Origin of the sequence: Fibrella forsythiae, from assembly GCF_017353175.1 — a bacterium.
GTDB lineage: Bacteria > Bacteroidota > Bacteroidia > Cytophagales > Spirosomataceae > Fibrella > Fibrella forsythiae.
This window is the reverse complement of sequence record NZ_JAFMYW010000014.1, coordinates 1-14,835: the sequence shown is the minus strand read 5'-3', so window position 1 is coordinate 14,835 and position 14,835 is coordinate 1. Positions and strand designations below refer to the sequence as shown.

At 54.4% G+C, this 14,835-nt stretch carries 21 protein-coding genes and 1 pseudogene; 14 read left to right on the top strand and 8 right to left on the bottom strand.

All coding sequences use genetic code 11. The features are described from left to right. Positions 1-170 precede the first annotated feature (170 nt). Positions 171-338: pseudogene (locus J2I46_RS30000) on the bottom strand (hypothetical protein); the annotation flags it as partial. Positions 339-392: 54 nt separating this feature from the next. Between J2I46_RS30000 and J2I46_RS29995 the strand changes: the two are divergent. The 4 genes from J2I46_RS29995 (at position 393) to J2I46_RS33050 (ending at position 4,157) form a co-directional block, all read left to right on the top strand. Next, positions 393-1,400, top strand: coding sequence for a sensor histidine kinase (locus J2I46_RS29995; protein ID WP_207332797.1), 1,008 nt, complete (start codon positions 393-395; stop codon positions 1,398-1,400). A gap of 159 nt (positions 1,401-1,559) precedes the next feature. Continuing rightward, on the top strand, positions 1,560-3,281 hold the full coding sequence (locus J2I46_RS29990) for a PAS domain-containing sensor histidine kinase (RefSeq protein WP_229380028.1): 1,722 nt from the start codon (positions 1,560-1,562) through the stop codon (positions 3,279-3,281). Positions 3,282-3,369: 88 nt separating this feature from the next. After that, positions 3,370-3,960, top strand: coding sequence for a DUF308 domain-containing protein (locus J2I46_RS29985; protein WP_207332796.1), 591 nt, complete (start codon positions 3,370-3,372; stop codon positions 3,958-3,960). Further along, entirely contained in the window at positions 3,957-4,157 is a 201-nt protein-coding gene (locus J2I46_RS33050; RefSeq protein WP_229380027.1) for a TSUP family transporter, read from the top strand. Before J2I46_RS29985 ends, J2I46_RS33050 begins: the two co-directional genes overlap by 4 nt. Before the next feature lie 12 nt (positions 4,158-4,169). Here the strand turns inward: J2I46_RS33050 and J2I46_RS33045 are convergent, their stop codons facing one another. Further along, on the bottom strand, positions 4,170-4,337 hold the full coding sequence (locus J2I46_RS33045) for a hypothetical protein (RefSeq protein WP_229380026.1): 168 nt from the start codon (positions 4,335-4,337) through the stop codon (positions 4,170-4,172). A gap of 30 nt (positions 4,338-4,367) precedes the next feature. Here J2I46_RS33045 and J2I46_RS29975 point away from each other — a divergent pair, with 30 nt between their 5' ends. The 4 genes from J2I46_RS29975 (at position 4,368) to J2I46_RS29960 (ending at position 8,273) form a co-directional block, all read left to right on the top strand. Then, the gene (locus J2I46_RS29975; RefSeq protein ID WP_207332795.1) at positions 4,368-5,264 is read left to right on the top strand and encodes a LysR substrate-binding domain-containing protein; all 897 of its coding nucleotides are present in this window, start codon (positions 4,368-4,370) and stop codon (positions 5,262-5,264) included. Positions 5,265-5,339: 75 nt separating this feature from the next. Continuing rightward, positions 5,340-6,332 carry a YeiH family protein gene (locus J2I46_RS29970; RefSeq protein WP_207332794.1) on the top strand — a complete coding sequence of 331 codons (993 nt, stop codon included), beginning with the start codon at positions 5,340-5,342 and terminating at the stop codon, positions 6,330-6,332. A 107-nt stretch (positions 6,333-6,439) separates the two neighbouring features. After that, entirely contained in the window at positions 6,440-7,690 is a 1,251-nt protein-coding gene (locus J2I46_RS29965; protein ID WP_207332793.1) for a sulfite oxidase, read from the top strand. 28 nt (positions 7,691-7,718) lie between these two features. After that, positions 7,719-8,273 carry a hypothetical protein gene (locus J2I46_RS29960; protein WP_207332792.1) on the top strand — a complete coding sequence of 185 codons (555 nt, stop codon included), beginning with the start codon at positions 7,719-7,721 and terminating at the stop codon, positions 8,271-8,273. Between the two features lie 326 nt (positions 8,274-8,599). On the opposite strand, the gene J2I46_RS29955 is transcribed toward J2I46_RS29960, so the two are convergent. From J2I46_RS29955 to J2I46_RS29930, 6 genes are all read right to left on the bottom strand, one after another. Beyond that, positions 8,600-8,836, bottom strand: coding sequence for a hypothetical protein (locus J2I46_RS29955; RefSeq protein WP_207332791.1), 237 nt, complete (start codon positions 8,834-8,836; stop codon positions 8,600-8,602). A gap of 145 nt (positions 8,837-8,981) precedes the next feature. Further along, positions 8,982-9,203, bottom strand: a complete 222-nt coding sequence (locus J2I46_RS29950; protein WP_207332790.1) for a helix-turn-helix domain-containing protein — start codon at positions 9,201-9,203, stop codon at positions 8,982-8,984. A gap of 244 nt (positions 9,204-9,447) precedes the next feature. Then, on the bottom strand, positions 9,448-9,978 hold the full coding sequence (locus J2I46_RS29945; protein ID WP_229380025.1) for a GNAT family N-acetyltransferase: 531 nt from the start codon (positions 9,976-9,978) through the stop codon (positions 9,448-9,450). A 9-nt stretch (positions 9,979-9,987) separates the two neighbouring features. Then, on the bottom strand, positions 9,988-10,305 hold the full coding sequence (locus J2I46_RS29940) for a DMT family transporter (RefSeq protein WP_207332789.1): 318 nt from the start codon (positions 10,303-10,305) through the stop codon (positions 9,988-9,990). Between the two features lie 266 nt (positions 10,306-10,571). Then, a complete protein-coding gene (locus J2I46_RS29935; RefSeq protein WP_207332788.1) occupies positions 10,572-10,736 on the bottom strand; it encodes a hypothetical protein in 165 nt (54 codons plus the stop codon). A 22-nt stretch (positions 10,737-10,758) separates the two neighbouring features. Then, entirely contained in the window at positions 10,759-11,490 is a 732-nt protein-coding gene (locus J2I46_RS29930) for a LexA family transcriptional regulator (RefSeq protein WP_207332787.1), read from the bottom strand. Between the two features lie 116 nt (positions 11,491-11,606). Here J2I46_RS29930 and J2I46_RS29925 point away from each other — a divergent pair, with 116 nt between their 5' ends. The 6 genes from J2I46_RS29925 to J2I46_RS29900 all read left to right on the top strand — a co-directional run. Continuing rightward, complete coding sequence (locus tag J2I46_RS29925; protein WP_207332786.1) at positions 11,607-11,885, top strand: hypothetical protein; 279 nt, start codon at positions 11,607-11,609, stop codon at positions 11,883-11,885. A gap of 90 nt (positions 11,886-11,975) precedes the next feature. After that, positions 11,976-12,191: a hypothetical protein gene (locus J2I46_RS29920; protein ID WP_207332785.1), complete on the top strand. Its 216-nt coding sequence runs from the start codon at positions 11,976-11,978 to the stop codon at positions 12,189-12,191. After that, positions 12,184-12,474 carry a hypothetical protein gene (locus tag J2I46_RS29915; protein ID WP_207332784.1) on the top strand — a complete coding sequence of 97 codons (291 nt, stop codon included), beginning with the start codon at positions 12,184-12,186 and terminating at the stop codon, positions 12,472-12,474. The genes J2I46_RS29920 and J2I46_RS29915 overlap by 8 nt, the downstream gene beginning before the upstream one ends. 96 nt (positions 12,475-12,570) lie before the next feature. After that, a complete protein-coding gene (locus J2I46_RS29910; protein WP_207332783.1) occupies positions 12,571-12,903 on the top strand; it encodes a hypothetical protein in 333 nt (110 codons plus the stop codon). 3 nt (positions 12,904-12,906) lie between these two features. Then, entirely contained in the window at positions 12,907-13,335 is a 429-nt protein-coding gene (locus J2I46_RS29905) for a hypothetical protein (RefSeq protein ID WP_207332782.1), read from the top strand. Positions 13,336-13,953: 618 nt separating this feature from the next. Continuing rightward, on the top strand, positions 13,954-14,835 hold an 882-nt coding region (locus tag J2I46_RS29900; RefSeq protein WP_207332781.1), incomplete at its 3' end, for a hypothetical protein.

Below are 14,835 nucleotides of genomic sequence, written 5' to 3'. Positions count from 1 at the left end.
AAGGCCTAATTGCCTCGTCCTGCAAAATCGGGTTGTCCTACGTAGGTTATAAAAGCCAGTTTCTCACCACCTCGGTTGCTGACGACCAGACAACAGCGGTCAAAACAGCGTCTATAGGTATAACCGGCATTGACTGTCCAGTGGCCTATCCAGCTGAATAATCTTTGATCCTATTGGGGTGAGACAGCAACTTGCTTACCCTGTAGATGCCCTACGCCAATTGAAGCACTCTTGTGGTAGTGATGGATATCTTGCCGAAGAACGCGCCTGAGTTGCTGTAAAGCGAAGCGGTGCCGTGTTTTTACCGTCCCCAGGGGAAGGCCCAACTTCTGGGCAGTTTCCTCGCTGGTACAAGCCTGACGGGCGTTGTGACGTTGTTCATTCGGTCATCAATGGTCAGACTGGGCGCCAGCGTATTCTTCACGCGCTGGGCCAGGTTCTTTTTCGATGCTGCTGGCATGCCGCTCAAAATTGAAGGGACTGCTCAGGATATCACTGCCCAACAGGAATTGCAACTAGTGCTGGAACAGCAGGTTCAGGAGCGGACCGAAGAGTTGGACGCTGCCAATGAGGAATTAGCCGCTAGTAACGAAGAATTGTTGGCTAGCTACGAAGAAATGGCTTCAGCCAATGAACAACTAAATGAGGCTAACCACCTGTTGAATCTGTCCAACGAGAATTTACGCCAGTTTGCCTACATTGCCAGTCACGATCTGCAAGAGCCACTGCGCAAGATTCAAACTTTCGGTGCTTTGTTCCAAGCTCAGTACGGCCCCCAGCTTGGAGAAGGAATCAACTATATTCAGCGCATGCAGGCAGCAGCGACTCGGATGTCTAGTCTAATTCAAGATCTGTTGGATTTTTCCCGGTTGGCTACGCAACCTGATGCGGAGCAGTTAACGGATTTGAACGAGGTCGTCGACGTAGTACTTACCGACCTGGAGATGCTGACTAGTGAGTCGGAGGCGTCTGTTAAGGTCAAACCGTTACCGACCGTGCGGGGTGATGGGCGTCAACTAGGTCAACTCTTCCAGAACCTGCTGAGCAATGCCATTAAATTCCGTCGCCCTAACGTTACCGCGATGATCCAGATTCAGGCGATCGAGATCAGTCAATTTGATCTGCCCATTGAGGTGAGGCCGCCCCGGCAGGCCCGCTCGTATTACCGGATTGATGTGGTCGATAATGGCATTGGCTTTGAGCCTCAGTACGCTCAGCGGATTTTTCAGGTCTTTCAGCGCTTGCATGGTAAAGAGCAATACTCGGGAAGGGGTATTGGGTTGGCTATTTGCGAGAAAGCGGTTACTAATTGCGGTGGCCCTATCACGGCGACTAGCAGCCCCGGTGAAGGGGCGATTTTTAGCGTTTATCTGCCGAAAGAAAAGACCTACCTTAGCTAGATCATAAGGCTGTTGATCTGCTACCTGACCTGTTTGTTAGTTCAACCCCCATGCTGCTTCTAACCAAGCCTGATAAGCTCTTTAAGCACTTTTTAACAAGCTATTCAATACTCAATTGGTATACAATCAGTTACCTTATAGCTTAATTAACTCCCACCCATGCCCTTAACCGCTTCTTCTGACAGCTACAATTTCCTGCAAGGTGGCGGTGAGATGGGTGAACTAACCAGGGCCTTTGCCTGGGAGACTACACCACTTGGTTCTTATGATTCCTGGCCACTTAGTTTACGAACAACCGTTGGCCTGGTGCTACGCTCCCGATTCCCCATGTTTCTGTGGTGGGGGCCTGAGCTGATCCAGTTCTATAATGACGCGTATCGTCCCAGCTTGGGCCAGCAAGGCAAGCACCCAACAGCCCTGGGGCAACGGGGGGAGGCGTGTTGGCCGGAGACGTGGCCCACGATTAAGCCTTTGATCGATCAGGTCATGGGTGGGGGTAAAGCCACTTGGAGTGAGGATCAGCTAATTCCTATCTACCGTAACGGTCGGCTGGAAGATGTCTACTGGACATTTAGCTATAGCGCGGCCTGCGACGATCAGGGGCATATCGGCGGGGTGCTGGTGACCTGTACCGAGACAACCCAGGCAGTTCTGGGCAGTCGGGCCTTTGAACGCAATCAACAGGCTTTTCGGCACTCAATTGCCATGTCACCCGTAGCCACCGCCTTATTCCGTGGGCCCCAGTTCATCATTGAACAAGCCAACGACCAGGTGCTGACCTACTGGGGACGTCAGTTGGCTGAGGTACTGGACAAGCCGTTGTTTGACGCCTTGCCCGAAGCGCGGGATCAGGGCTTCGAAGAATTGCTGATGGATGTCTACACCCAGGGGCACCGCTTCGTGGCCAACGAACTATCGGTTACCATCAAACGGGGGGGCAGGCTGGAGCGCACCTACATTGACTTTGTGTACGAACCTTACCGGGAATTAGACGGCACGATCAGCGGTGTAACGGTGGTCTGTGTAGAGGTGACCGAGCGCGTCGTGGCTCGCCAGCAAGTCGAAGCAAGCGAAGCCCGGTATCGCGATCTGTCGGCCAGCCTGGAGCAGCAGGTGCAAACGCGTACGGCGGAGCTGGAAGCCTCTGTGCAGGACCTTATACGCGCCAACGAAAACCTGCAGCAGTTTGCCTATATCGCCAGCCACGATTTGCAGGAACCGCTCCGCAAGATTCAGGCGTTCAGCACGTTGATTACGGAGCAATTAACCGACTCGGCGGACGCGTCCGTTCTGCTACACTTAGAACGGATCACGTTAGCGGGTGCGCGGATGTCGCTGCTGATAAAAGACCTGCTGACCTACTCGCGGATCGCTACCCGCCAGCAAGCTTTCGGGCTGGTGTCGCTGGAGGCCGTTATGGATGGGGTGCTCTCGACCTTGGATTGGGACATCCAGCGCACCAAGACCCGAATTACTATCGACGCATTGCCTGTCGTCAAGGGCGACGAGTCGCAACTAGGCCAGTTGTTTCAGAATCTGTTGTCCAATGCCATGAAATTTGTTGTCCCTGAGCGCGCACCAGTGATTCAGATTCAGTACTTCCACCGCTCCTTTGACGAATTACCTGATGAGATAAGGCTCACAAGTCAAGTGCCTTTTTATCACCAGATCAGTGTGAGTGATAACGGAGTGGGCTTTGATACGAAGTTTCTGAGTCGCATCTTTCAAGTGTTTCAGCGGCTGTATGGCAAGAATCAGTATCCAGGCACCGGAGTGGGGCTGGCGATCTGTCAGCGGGTAGTCGAGAATCATGGTGGCGGCATTACGGCCAACAGCGAGCCGGGTCAGGGAGCTACCTTCTGTGTATACCTGCCTGAGTAAAGCTTACCAAACTAATCGTGATTGGTCCCGTTGAGCAATCAGGATCATCTTTGTCACAACCAAACTGGACAACTCGCCCACACGGCTTATGACACCGACTCCCCAACCCGCCGCCCCCTGGTGGCTCATGTATCTGCCCAACGCCGCATATCTGCTGATGGGCATAATCTTGTTGATTCATCCTGACAAGCCGTCTTCGTTACATACGGGGTTGCTAGGAGGATTACTGCTGCTGGCCGGAGTCGCTACCCTGACGCTGGGGCTACACCGCCGCAAGCGGAATCAGACCGACACCGACTGGTTTACCCTGTCCAGCCTGCGTGACATCGGCTTCGGCATAGCTCTGTTAGCGGTGATCAGCGAACCCTTAGGAACGACTACCAACGTGCTGGGTTTCTGGGGGATCGTATACGCCTTCTTGCAGGCTATCGAAGCAAATTTCTACTTTTTGGGCACGCGCTCTAATGAAGACAAAGATTACGGTGTAGAGATTATTCATTTTATCTGCGTCTTGATCGCCGGAGGCTTTTCGTTTCTGCTCATCATGCGTCCCGAGGGTTTTCCCGCGTCGTTCCGGTACGTCGGGCTATTTCTGGTAGCACTGGGCTTCGTACAGGGGCTATTGACCCGCCGGCTTCAGCGCGATGCCATCCGCTACGCAAAACCTAAATCAGAATGAATCATATCCTGCTACTACTGCTGCTGGGTCTGGTAGCTGGCGTACTAAGCGGGCTGATCGGCATCGGAGGCGGCATTATTATCTTACCCGCGCTGGTATTGCTGTTTGGCTTCTCCCAGACCACCGCCCAGGGAACGGCGCTGGCCACCCTGATCCCTCCCGTGGGCCTGCTGGCAGCCTACGCCTACTACCGCTAGGGAGCCATCGATCTACACGCGGCTAGCTGGATTGCCGTGGGCTTTCTGATTGGCGGCTTTTTTGGGTCTAAAATCGCCATGATGATCCCCGTCAACCTGCTGACCAAAGGCTTCGCGCTGCTGCTGGTCTTTATTGCCGCAAGGCTTTGGTTTGGCAGTGCCCACTAGTTCGTACTTCAAGCGATTAATCCCATCTTATACACGTACGCCATGTTCGATTTTCGGCTAACTGTTTTTTATACCGTGGCCCGGCGTCTGAGCTTTACCAAAGCCGCCGCCGAGCTGTTTGTGACCCAGCCTGCTATCACTAAACACGTTCAGGAGTTGGAAAGTCAACTGGGAACGGCCCTGTTTGACCGGAGGGGCAACCAGATCAGCCTCACCCCGGCGGGCCAGGTGCTGTTGCGTCATGCCGAAACGGTCATGGGTGTCTACCGGCAGCTTGAGTTTGACTTGAACGAATTGAAAGGGAAGCCCGGCGGTCGGCTGCGACTAGGGGCCAGTTCCACCATCGCCCAATACGTCATACCGGCGGTGTTGGCCCGGTTTGGGGAGCAGTTCCCGGACGTCACCCTGTCCTTACTCAGTGGCAACACCGAGCAGATCGAACAGGCGCTGCTCCATGATGAGATCGACTTAGGCCTGGTGGAAGGCCGTACCCACCACAGCGACATCCGCTACACACCCTTTGTGCAAGACGAACTAGTACTGGTTTGCCGCGCCGACCACCCCCTGGCCGGGCGAGACGAACTGCCACTGGACGAATTGAAAACAATTCCATTGGTGCTGCGCGAACGGGGGTCGGGTTCGCTGGAAGTCGTCGAACACGCCCTGCGCGGGGTGGGTCTGCGCCTGGCGGAGTTGCGCCCAGCCATGCAACTGGGTAGTACTGAAGGCATCAAGACGTACTTGGGCAGTTCGCTGGCCCTGGCGTTCGTCTCCATCTTCGCCGTGCAGGATGAACTAAAAAACGGGACGCTATGCGTGCTCGACGTGATGGACCTGGCCATTCAGCGCGACTTCTATGCCATTAAGTTACAGGGGGTAGGCGCGGGGCTGGCCGATACATTCATGCGCTTTGTCCGGCGACAGTATAACCCCCGGTAATTGGGCATCAGTAATCGTGATTGGTCCTGCCGAAGGGCAGGCAGTACCTTTGTTGCATACAAATCAGGACAAGCTATGAATAACGCAATCGCCGAACGCCCCGACGCCCAGCCCTGGAAACAAAGGGCGCAACACCTGCTCGACTACCGCTTTACTATTCGTCAACTGGTATTTATCGGGGCCGTTATCCTCTGCCTGATGCCCCTGATATCGCCCCCGCTGGCCCTACTACTGGGGCTGATTATCGCGCAGTTCATCGGCCATCCCTACCTGCACCTGAATCATAAAGCCACCCACTGGCTCTTACAGGCATCGGTGGTGGGGCTGGGCTTCGGTATGAATGTCCACAGCGCGGTACAGGCTGGCAAAGAAGGGGTGCTGTTCACAGTCGCGTCCATTGCTGGTACGCTGACGGTCGGGATTCTGCTGGGCAAATGGCTCAAAATCGACAAGATAACGGCCCACCTGATTGCAGCCGGTACGGCCATCTGTGGGGGCAGTGCCATTGCGGCCCTGTCGCCGGTGATGAAGGCCGAGGAAAAGCAACTTTCCGTCGCGCTGGGTACCGTTTTTATTCTTAACTCAGTGGCCCTACTAGTTTTCCCGGCCATCGGGCAATGGCTGCACTTGACCCAGAATCAGTTCGGGCTGTGGTGTGCGCTGGCCATTCATGATACCAGTTCAGTAGTGGGCGCAGCGACTAAATTTGGGCCGGAAGCGCTTCAGGTCGCTACCACCGTCAAGCTGGCGCGAGCGCTCTGGATTATCCCCGTCGCGCTGGGTACGACGGCGCTGTTCAAGACCGGCAAGGGCAACATTACGATCCCCTATTTCATTGGCCTATTCATCCTGGCGATGATCGTGCACACCTACGTACCTGCTATTCAGCCCGCAGCCGATATACTGGTGAAGCTGGCGCATATTGGCTTGACGCTGACGCTGTTTCTGATCGGGGCCGGGCTGTCGGGCAAGGTAATCCGAGCGGTGGGCTGGCAGCCGCTGGCGCAAGGTGTGATTCTCTGGGTGTTCATCTCAGCTGCTTCCCTCTGGGCGATTCTGACGTTTTAGTATAAAGACGAAGGAAACGAGACAATAGACGAAGGACGTGTTCATTCTGTTATCTATCCTCTTTCACTTTCTCCCGTAAATTACATCATCCCTTTACTTCTGTTCGTATGAAAACCAATCAATCTAACTCATCACTCTTCAACCGGCGGGGCTTTCTAAAAACATCCTCGCTGGCCACCCTAACAAGCCTGCTGGGTACCCCCATCGCCTTTGCCGACCGGTTACCCAAACACTACCTACCGCTGGCTTTTCGGCTGGACGACGCCAACCCGATGGCCACCAAAAACAAAAATCTGGTGGTGCTCAACGACAAACCCTGGAACGTCGAAACGCCCGCCTATCTGCTGGACGACGACGTAACGCCCGCTGAGAAGATGTTTATTCGCAACAATGGGCAAATTCCGGCTAGCATCGACCTGGCCAACTGGAAGCTGACCATTAACGGCGAATCGGTGAAAGCACCCAAAACCTACTCGCTGGCCGACCTGAAAACCAAGTTCAAGCCCTATACATACCAACTGGTAGTTGAGTGCGGGGGCAACGGACGGGCGGGGTATTTCCCTAAAACGGCAGGTAATCAGTGGACCGAAGGGGGTGTTAGCTGCGCTGAGTGGACGGGCGTGCGGCTGAAAGATATTCTGGCCGACGTGGGCATCACCGACACGGCCGTTTATATTGGCTATTACGGGCAGGACCTGCACCTGAGTGGTGATCCTAATCAGCCGGTCATCTCGCGGGGCGTTCCCATCGCCAAAGCCCTCGAAGACGAAACGCTGGTGGCTTGGGCCATGAACGGTAAAGACATTCCGCTGGTACACGGCTACCCCCTGCGGCTGGTGATTGGCGGCTGGCCCGCGTCGGTGTCGGGCAAATGGCTGCACACGATTGCCATTCGCAATAAAGTCCACGACGGTGCCAAGATGACGGGGAAAAGCTACCGCGTACCCATCCATCCGGTGGTGCCGGGCGTCGACCCGCCGGATAGCGATTTCAAAATTATCGAGTCGATGCCAGTCAAGTCGGTGATCACTTTTCCACAAACGGGACTGGAAACGCCGATGAGTAAATCCCTCGCCTTGCGCGGCCACGCCTGGGCGGGCGACCGGGTGGCGAAGGAATTGCACGTCTCGATTGACTTCGGCGAAACCTGGCAGAGAGCCGATTTAAAGGCCCCCAAGAACCGGCTGGCCTGGCAGCAGTGGAGTGCCGAGGTGACTTTCCCGATTCAGGGCTATTACGAAGTCTGGGCGCGGGCCACTGATGACAAGGGGGTGTCGCAGCCGATGGTGATGCCGCAGTGGAACCCCGAAGGGTACATCAACAATGCCTGCCACCGGATAGCGGTGAAAGTGGTGTAAAGAGGAAACGAACAAATAGAAAACGACTATGGAAAAAGAAACAGGGAATTTCCGGCGTATGGCAAAGTACCGCTGGCTGATCGCTAGTGTGTGCGTGTGGCTACTGTGTGCGTGGGTGGCACGGCAGCCGGTAACTCAACAGCCGGTTCCGGCGAAGAAGATCCCGGCAAAAGCGCACACGGCGGCTCCGGTCCGCCGAACCACGACGGCCAAAAAGCCCGCGAAAGCTAAACTGGCCGCTGCGGTAGCCGCTGCTGAAACCGCCCCCACAGATGCAACGGCTCTCAACGGGCAGGGGGTGATGGTCGATGAAGCAACGGGGCTAGCCCTAGGCGAGAACATGGTGCTGGTGAAAGGCCAATGCACCGTCTGCCACAGCAGCAAGCTGATTCTGCAAAGCCACTTCGATCGTGGTAAGTGGGTAGAACGTATTCGCTGGATGCAGCGTACCCAGGAGCTCTGGGACCTGGGTGACACGGAAAAGCCGATTCTGGATTATCTAGTTAAGAACTACGGCCCCTTGCCCGTTAACTTCGATGGTCGTCGCCTGCCGCTTAGTCCGCCCAACTGGCACACGCGCTAAGAGGAGGACTGCCTGTAAGTAAGCCTTGCTACGCTTCAATTAGCATTATGTGTCGTCATTAATTGCTTGCACCACAAAACGCCCGTTCTGAAAGACATTACCTTGCCCTGCTCGGCTGCGGTTACCAGCTTCAGTCAACCGTCTCAAATGGCCGTTTCGCAAATCAACGTCCTATTTCAGCGTTACAATTGAGTTCGTGAGACGATTTACGAGCGTACGACATTGATCGCTTGTTTGTAAAACGGCCTCACCAGCTTTCTATAATCAACAAGCCAGCCTATCCCCTGATAAGCTGGCTTGATAAGGTAAATCGATTGAATAGCTTCTTAGGCTAGCGCCTCTATCAGCAGCGGATCAAGCTCACCAATCACCCTTGCCAACGTCTGGCTCAACTGCTGCTCACTGGCCATGGCCACGTAACTATACTTTAACCGGAAAGTCGGGTTATCCAGCGTTAACACTACGTTTTGCAGGGTCTCTAGCTGCTGTTGTAGAGTTTGAGCAGTAGGCTCAAGGGGAGTTGCACCGCCCGTAGATTGGGCGTAAGTTTGCACCGTGTTCATTTGAACTTATGGTTTGAGTGATTCATTCTGCCCCTTCGCTGTGATCTTCCCGGATGAGAGCGTTGGGGCTTTTTTGTTGACTTTCAACTCTATAAAGATATATAAATATTCTTAACAGTGCAAGTTTGGAATCAAAAAAAAGGGGCTATTTAAGTTTGATTTCCAGCTTAAAGCCCAATTCCTGTGCTATCCGCTCAAGCATATCAAGGCTTGGATTGATCTTGCCAGTCTCATATTTACTTAGGGTAGGCTCAAGGAGACCTACCTTATCGCCGAGTTCTTTCAAAGTCAACCCTTTTGCTTTACGGGCTTCCCGTATCAAGCCACCCACTTGTTGCTTGATAGTCTGTGCTGCTCTCTCTGTCATACGCCTAGCTATTTACTCCCAAAGATAAAGTTGGGTTTGCTTAGTCACCTCAATGCTACTAGTTTTCGGCTAGGTTCTATCCTTTTCCAAGTGAATATTCGCCAGCTATTATCTGCTAAACTCGTTTTGAACGTTAGCCGGTTTAGGGAAAGGAGATGTCCCGAAGGTTCATGCCAGTAATTAGCGGATCAACTGGTTTTCGTTGTCAGAACAAATGGGTAAACCACTGCTAGATGGGTAACATCTATGCCAATGTTTTTTTCATCATCACATCAGTTTGTTCATCATCGCCGAACTTGAAAATGTGCTTATCAAAAGCCACGAAGCCATTTTTCTCGTAGAACCGAATCGCTTTGTGGTTTTCTTCCCAGACGCCAAGCCAGACATGCGTTTTGCTCTCTTGGCGGGCGATAGTTATGGCCTGCTCGTAAAGAAGTTGCCCCACCTTTTTACCGTGATAGGCGTTCTTGACGTAAATGCGCTCGATTTCAAGACCCGTCTCCCCCTGGGCTTCGGTTTGAGCCTGTTCCATATTGACTTTCAAATAGCCAATGGGCTTTTGACCTTCCCATGCGACGAAGAACAGCGACTTAGGATTGGCCAGTTCTGCCGAGATCTTTACATCGCTGAAGTTTTCTTTCAGGTATTTGTGCAGATTCGCCTCCGTGTTGGCTTCGGCAAACGTCTCGGAAAAGGTTTCCCGTCCAATCTGCTGCACAGTAGCTAGTTCCTCCAGCCCTGCTTTTCGAATTGTTATTGGCTCCATGTTCATCATCAGTACGAGCTATGTTGATGAGAGTTTCATTAGAATTATTCCCGCCATAACCAATAAGGCCGCAAGCACACGAGCTCCATTGGCCGGTTCATTGTATACCAGAATGCCTACCAGGAATGCGCCTATAGCGCCAATACCTGTCCAGATTGTATAAGCCGTGCCTAGGGGAAGTGTACGCATAGCCAGGGCTAACAGGCCGAAACTGGCCAACAGGGTAACCACAGTAATGAGTGAGGGAGTAAGCCGGGTAAAACCCGCCGACTGTTTCATGAAATAGGCCCAGACAATTTCTAGCAGGCCTGCAAGTACTAAATAGATCCAAGACATGACATTGACCGTTATTCGATCGGGCCGTCCCGGATCAGTTCCCATATGGGGGAGGTCGTCCTCCTAGCTGTTATGCAGCCGAAAGAGTCTGCGTAACGTGGCAAAGTTAAATTGTTCTGCCGCTCCAGTCAACTGTAATTTCAGGTCAGTCTTAGAGCAAAATTCCACGTCTTGTTAACCTCTAAACGCCCTAGCCCTGTTGCCTGCTGAGCTGGTTTCTAACCTTAGCCCGGTAGGTACTGCCCGTTACCTGCCCGTCAATGACTTCATAGCCTGGCGTAGCGTTCCAGTAGCTCTTGTTCGGCTTCAGTGGCTAGTCCTGCTTCTGACTGGGTGATGGCTTGCTGCTCGCGCTCGGTTTCCGGGATCAGGGTACACGTCAGCTCATAGTCAAGCTCAGTCTGATGAATGACTGGTCTAGTATGCCGCATGTGTTCAAAAAGAGAGACTTGATTAGTAAACGGGAGAATCCACAATTCGCAGAATCTTCCACATACACTTAATATCATTAGCGTCCACTGACATAGGACCGTATCGATCATTATCTGAGTGGAGTACTAAACGACCTTTCTCGATAATGTCATTTGTCTTCACACGCTTAAGGACGAAGCGCTCAGCATATAAAATAGCAAACACTGCGTTTGACTCGTACTTAATGTTTTGACTAGCTACGCTGGCCCCTAACACCTTTGCCCGATTCTTAATGTCTGGCTCCATTGAGTCGCCTTCCACTTCGACGATAACGTGTTTCTTTTCGTCTAACTCTATATCTGGAAGGAAGAGCTGATAAAAGTCCTCAATGAACTGGAGTTGACATCCTTCTAAGCTTTTCTCAACAATAGAGGCTTGCCCTCTAATACTGATCAGTGGTAGGTTTTTGGTCCGACTCAAATCAACTTTCACGCGACTGATACGACTGATCGATCCAGTGGGCTCCGGCTCCCCTAATTGAGTTAACACATCAACGCTGGTGCCCAAGATACGGGCTAGTTCTTGAAGCTTGCGCACGTCCGGCAAAGTGCGTCCTTTCACCCAGTCAGTGACTGATTGCGGTGTCACGCCAATCAGTTCAGCCAGGCGATTCTGCTTAAGGCCTTTGGCCTTCATCAACTCTTTAAGTATAACGCCAGTGTGCTCCACAAAAAAATATTTGTATGGTATAACCATATTATCAGTTAAAACCATACTTTTGAAGTGTCGAATAAGGGTAGTCCATAATTGGGGTCCCCGACAAAAGTAAAAGTAGGGTGTAACTACAGTTTTCCAAATCTCTGTTATGTGAACGGGTCTGTTTTGACCTGATGGCAATCGAACCTATGCAGAAGATAACGGCCACTAAAGCCTGCAAGCAGCGTATGCAACAGGCTAAGGCGAAGCTACCAGAAGGAGTAGGCCAGCTAGCTGTGATCCGGCAAGTGGTGCAGCTGAAGCCTGAATTGGACCGGCTCACCAACCTGGTGCGCTGGAAGAACGCCTACTCGCTGCACGTGGCTGATCCAGAGCTTACCGAACTGGTTGAGGCCGCCGTGGAAACACTGACAGGCGAGGTTGACTCCACCGACGCGCTGGCCCCGTTGTAAACCGGCCTCTTGACAAGCTTACCCAATTTTTCACAAAAAAGCCCCAACCTGTTTCGTAGACAGGGCCGGGGCTATAAACTGATTCGCTGTATGAATCGCACAAATGTAGTCAAGCCTGGCCAAAGTGCCACGCCCCCTCCCCCCACAAAAGGCACTCTCATTCGCCTCAAGCAGATCCAGGACTACCAGATCCTGGCCAGGGTGCGCCTCAAAGAGCGCCTCTCCGGCTCTGCCACCAGCGCCACGCTGTATGACCTACTCATGCGGGATCAGCTCACCTCTATCAAGCGCCAGCACCATGCCTAACCCTATCAACCGGCCCGAGGTCCCACGCGATGTGGACACCCGACTCATCCTGCACCGCCTGCGCGATCTCTACGCCCAGCGCCAATTATGGCAGAAGGGCCAGCCCATGGCCCTTTATATCGTTCCCTTCAGCTCGTTTGGCCCAGGCCTTTCGCCCGTTGAACACTGGATCGGCACTAGTGAGGAGGCTGACGCCCATTTGATGGCGATGCCCCTGAACGCGCTGATCGATCACTACGAGCAAGTGTTGTGGCTGGCGGGTATCCCCCTGCCCACGCTATGAAGAGCCTGGCCCTCATCCTGATCAGTCTGCTGGTCTTCTCGCTGCTGATTCCCCGTGTCAAAGGAGCCTTTAAGAACCCCCTGGACAAGCACTTTCATGACTAGCCCCATCTTCCCTTACGCGGAGGCCATAGACCTTGCGCTCCAACCGGTGGCTCATCAACCCCTGCACTGGCTGCATCTGGATGAGCACACCTGTGAATTGCGTCGACTGATTATCAAGCCCCAGTTGGATGGGTTTGATAAGACCCTCACCCAGATCCTAGGTGTAATCCGCTACGATACGCTCACCGAGCAGTACCTGGGCTTCATTCATTACGAGTCCGACCATTACGGCCCAGACCCCGATGTGCTGATGGCCACCAGCTTGCAGCGGTCAGAGTCCCAGCAACAGCTAATTGCTTCCCTTCACAAGTTTCATCGTTTCTAACCGATGGCTACCTTCCACTCGCTTCTGAAAACCTTTGTCAAGCAGCACATCGCTGCCCCCGGCCCCCTGGCCTCCCCCATTGCCCCTACGGTGATCGATAACACCCAGCGCTGGCAGACTCACTTTGTCTGCCCCCAGGCCCTGTCCACCGTCAGGCGCTTGATCGATCAGGATATGCTGCGCTGGCTGGATCGCCAGCCCACCTATGTGCCGCCCAGGCTGCTCACCGTTGTGGAGCGCCTAATCCCCCAGGAGTACGGCATGGTGGTATTGACCCACGAAGCCTGGGTGAAGATCTCCCACGCGCTGCTCACCTACGAGATTGTTCAGGAGCAGCTGGGGCCGGTGCCCCTGCTGGAAGGCGGGGAGGCCAGGGCGATTCTCCGGCATCTGGCCTGCGTGCGGCACGTACCCCGACAATTGGTTGCCTAGCGCCAGCTGGTGGCCTAAAGTGCCGGTTTGTCCAAGATTCAGTAGTGACCTGTCCAAGCCAATGGGACAGCCCGATCATTGCCCCCTTTCATATCGTTGAGTATGTCGCGCTTGGCGGGCCGACGCGTCGGCCCGCCAACGTCTCACCCCTACGCCCCAACTACGTCCCCAACCGCTTGCCCCCTCTGTATGCTTAGTATCGTCGAAAAAGCCGTCTTCACCCGCCTCAACCAGCACGTGCAGGCCCACAATGAGCTTCAGGCCAATCTGCTCCACAAAATCCGCCACGGCTCGCTGCTTACGCTTAACGCCCTGGTGAGCGTCTACTGCCAGCAGCTACGTATTTACCTGCGCAGCCCCCTGGCCATCGACTCGGGCGAGCTGCCCCCGCTCTACACCAATCGTCGCTTACTGGCCTCTCTGACCAAGGCGGGCACGCGCACCATCTACGATCATTTAGAAAAGCTCATCGCCGCCGGGATCGTGCGCAAGCAGTTTCGGGGCCACCGCCATGACTTCACCCTGTGGATAAGCCCGTGGATTATGCTGGGTGATGCCTTTGAGCCGATCCCCTTAGTTGACCTCTCAACAGGGGTTCACCCGGGCTTTTCCCCCCATATGCGGCAGACTTCGCCGGATAAGAACACATTTAAAGGGAATACTAACTATCCTAAAGGCGGTGTGGAAACGGTGGATAAGGTTTCGGGAGGCGGGGAAAGTCCGGTGCCACCGTCTCCACGGGGCGCGCGATCTGACATTGGAACTTTGACATTAAAACGGGAGGCTGCCCCGGGCACCCACCATCCCGGTAGGGCCACATTAAATGGGGCTGGGGGGGGCGGGGCGGCGGGCCCCTTATCCGCCCTCATCCAGCAAGTAACGAGCCACAGCGGGCCTGTAGGGGCCTCTAGCGATACGGGAGGCTGCTCAGCCGGTGGTACCCGGCACCTAGGAACTGCCGGGTCCACCGGCGAGCGCTCTCAACCAAGTGCCAGCGCGCCTGGCTCAGCGGCTCCGGCAGCATCAGCCAGCGCCCCTGCTGATCTGGAGGCCACCAAGCGCTATTTGACCAGGGCCTTCTGGGAAGTGGCCAGAGAGAAGCTGTGGCCATCTCAGCGCTTCTCCGAGCAGCACACCAAGGACATTCTCAACCTGCTGTGGCGGGATGTGCTCTACGGGCGCATGCGGTGCCCCAGCCCCGAGGCCTGCCACGATCTGTACGCCCAGCGCATCACCCAGCTGGAGCTGGTGGAGAAGTTCGGCCACCGCCAGCAGTGGGCCTCGTTTATGCCCCCCAAATGCTTCTTCAGCTACGCCCACTACCAGGGCCAGCTGCAAAGCGGGGCCAGGGGTAACTTCCACCACACCACGCCCTGGCTGCTGGCCAACCAGAAGGCGGCCCTCTTGCAGGACCACACCCGGCTGATCGACCGGGCCATTACGAGCGTGAACAACCTGAAAGCGCCCCGCAAGTGGCAGGGTGAGGTCACCACCCTTTCG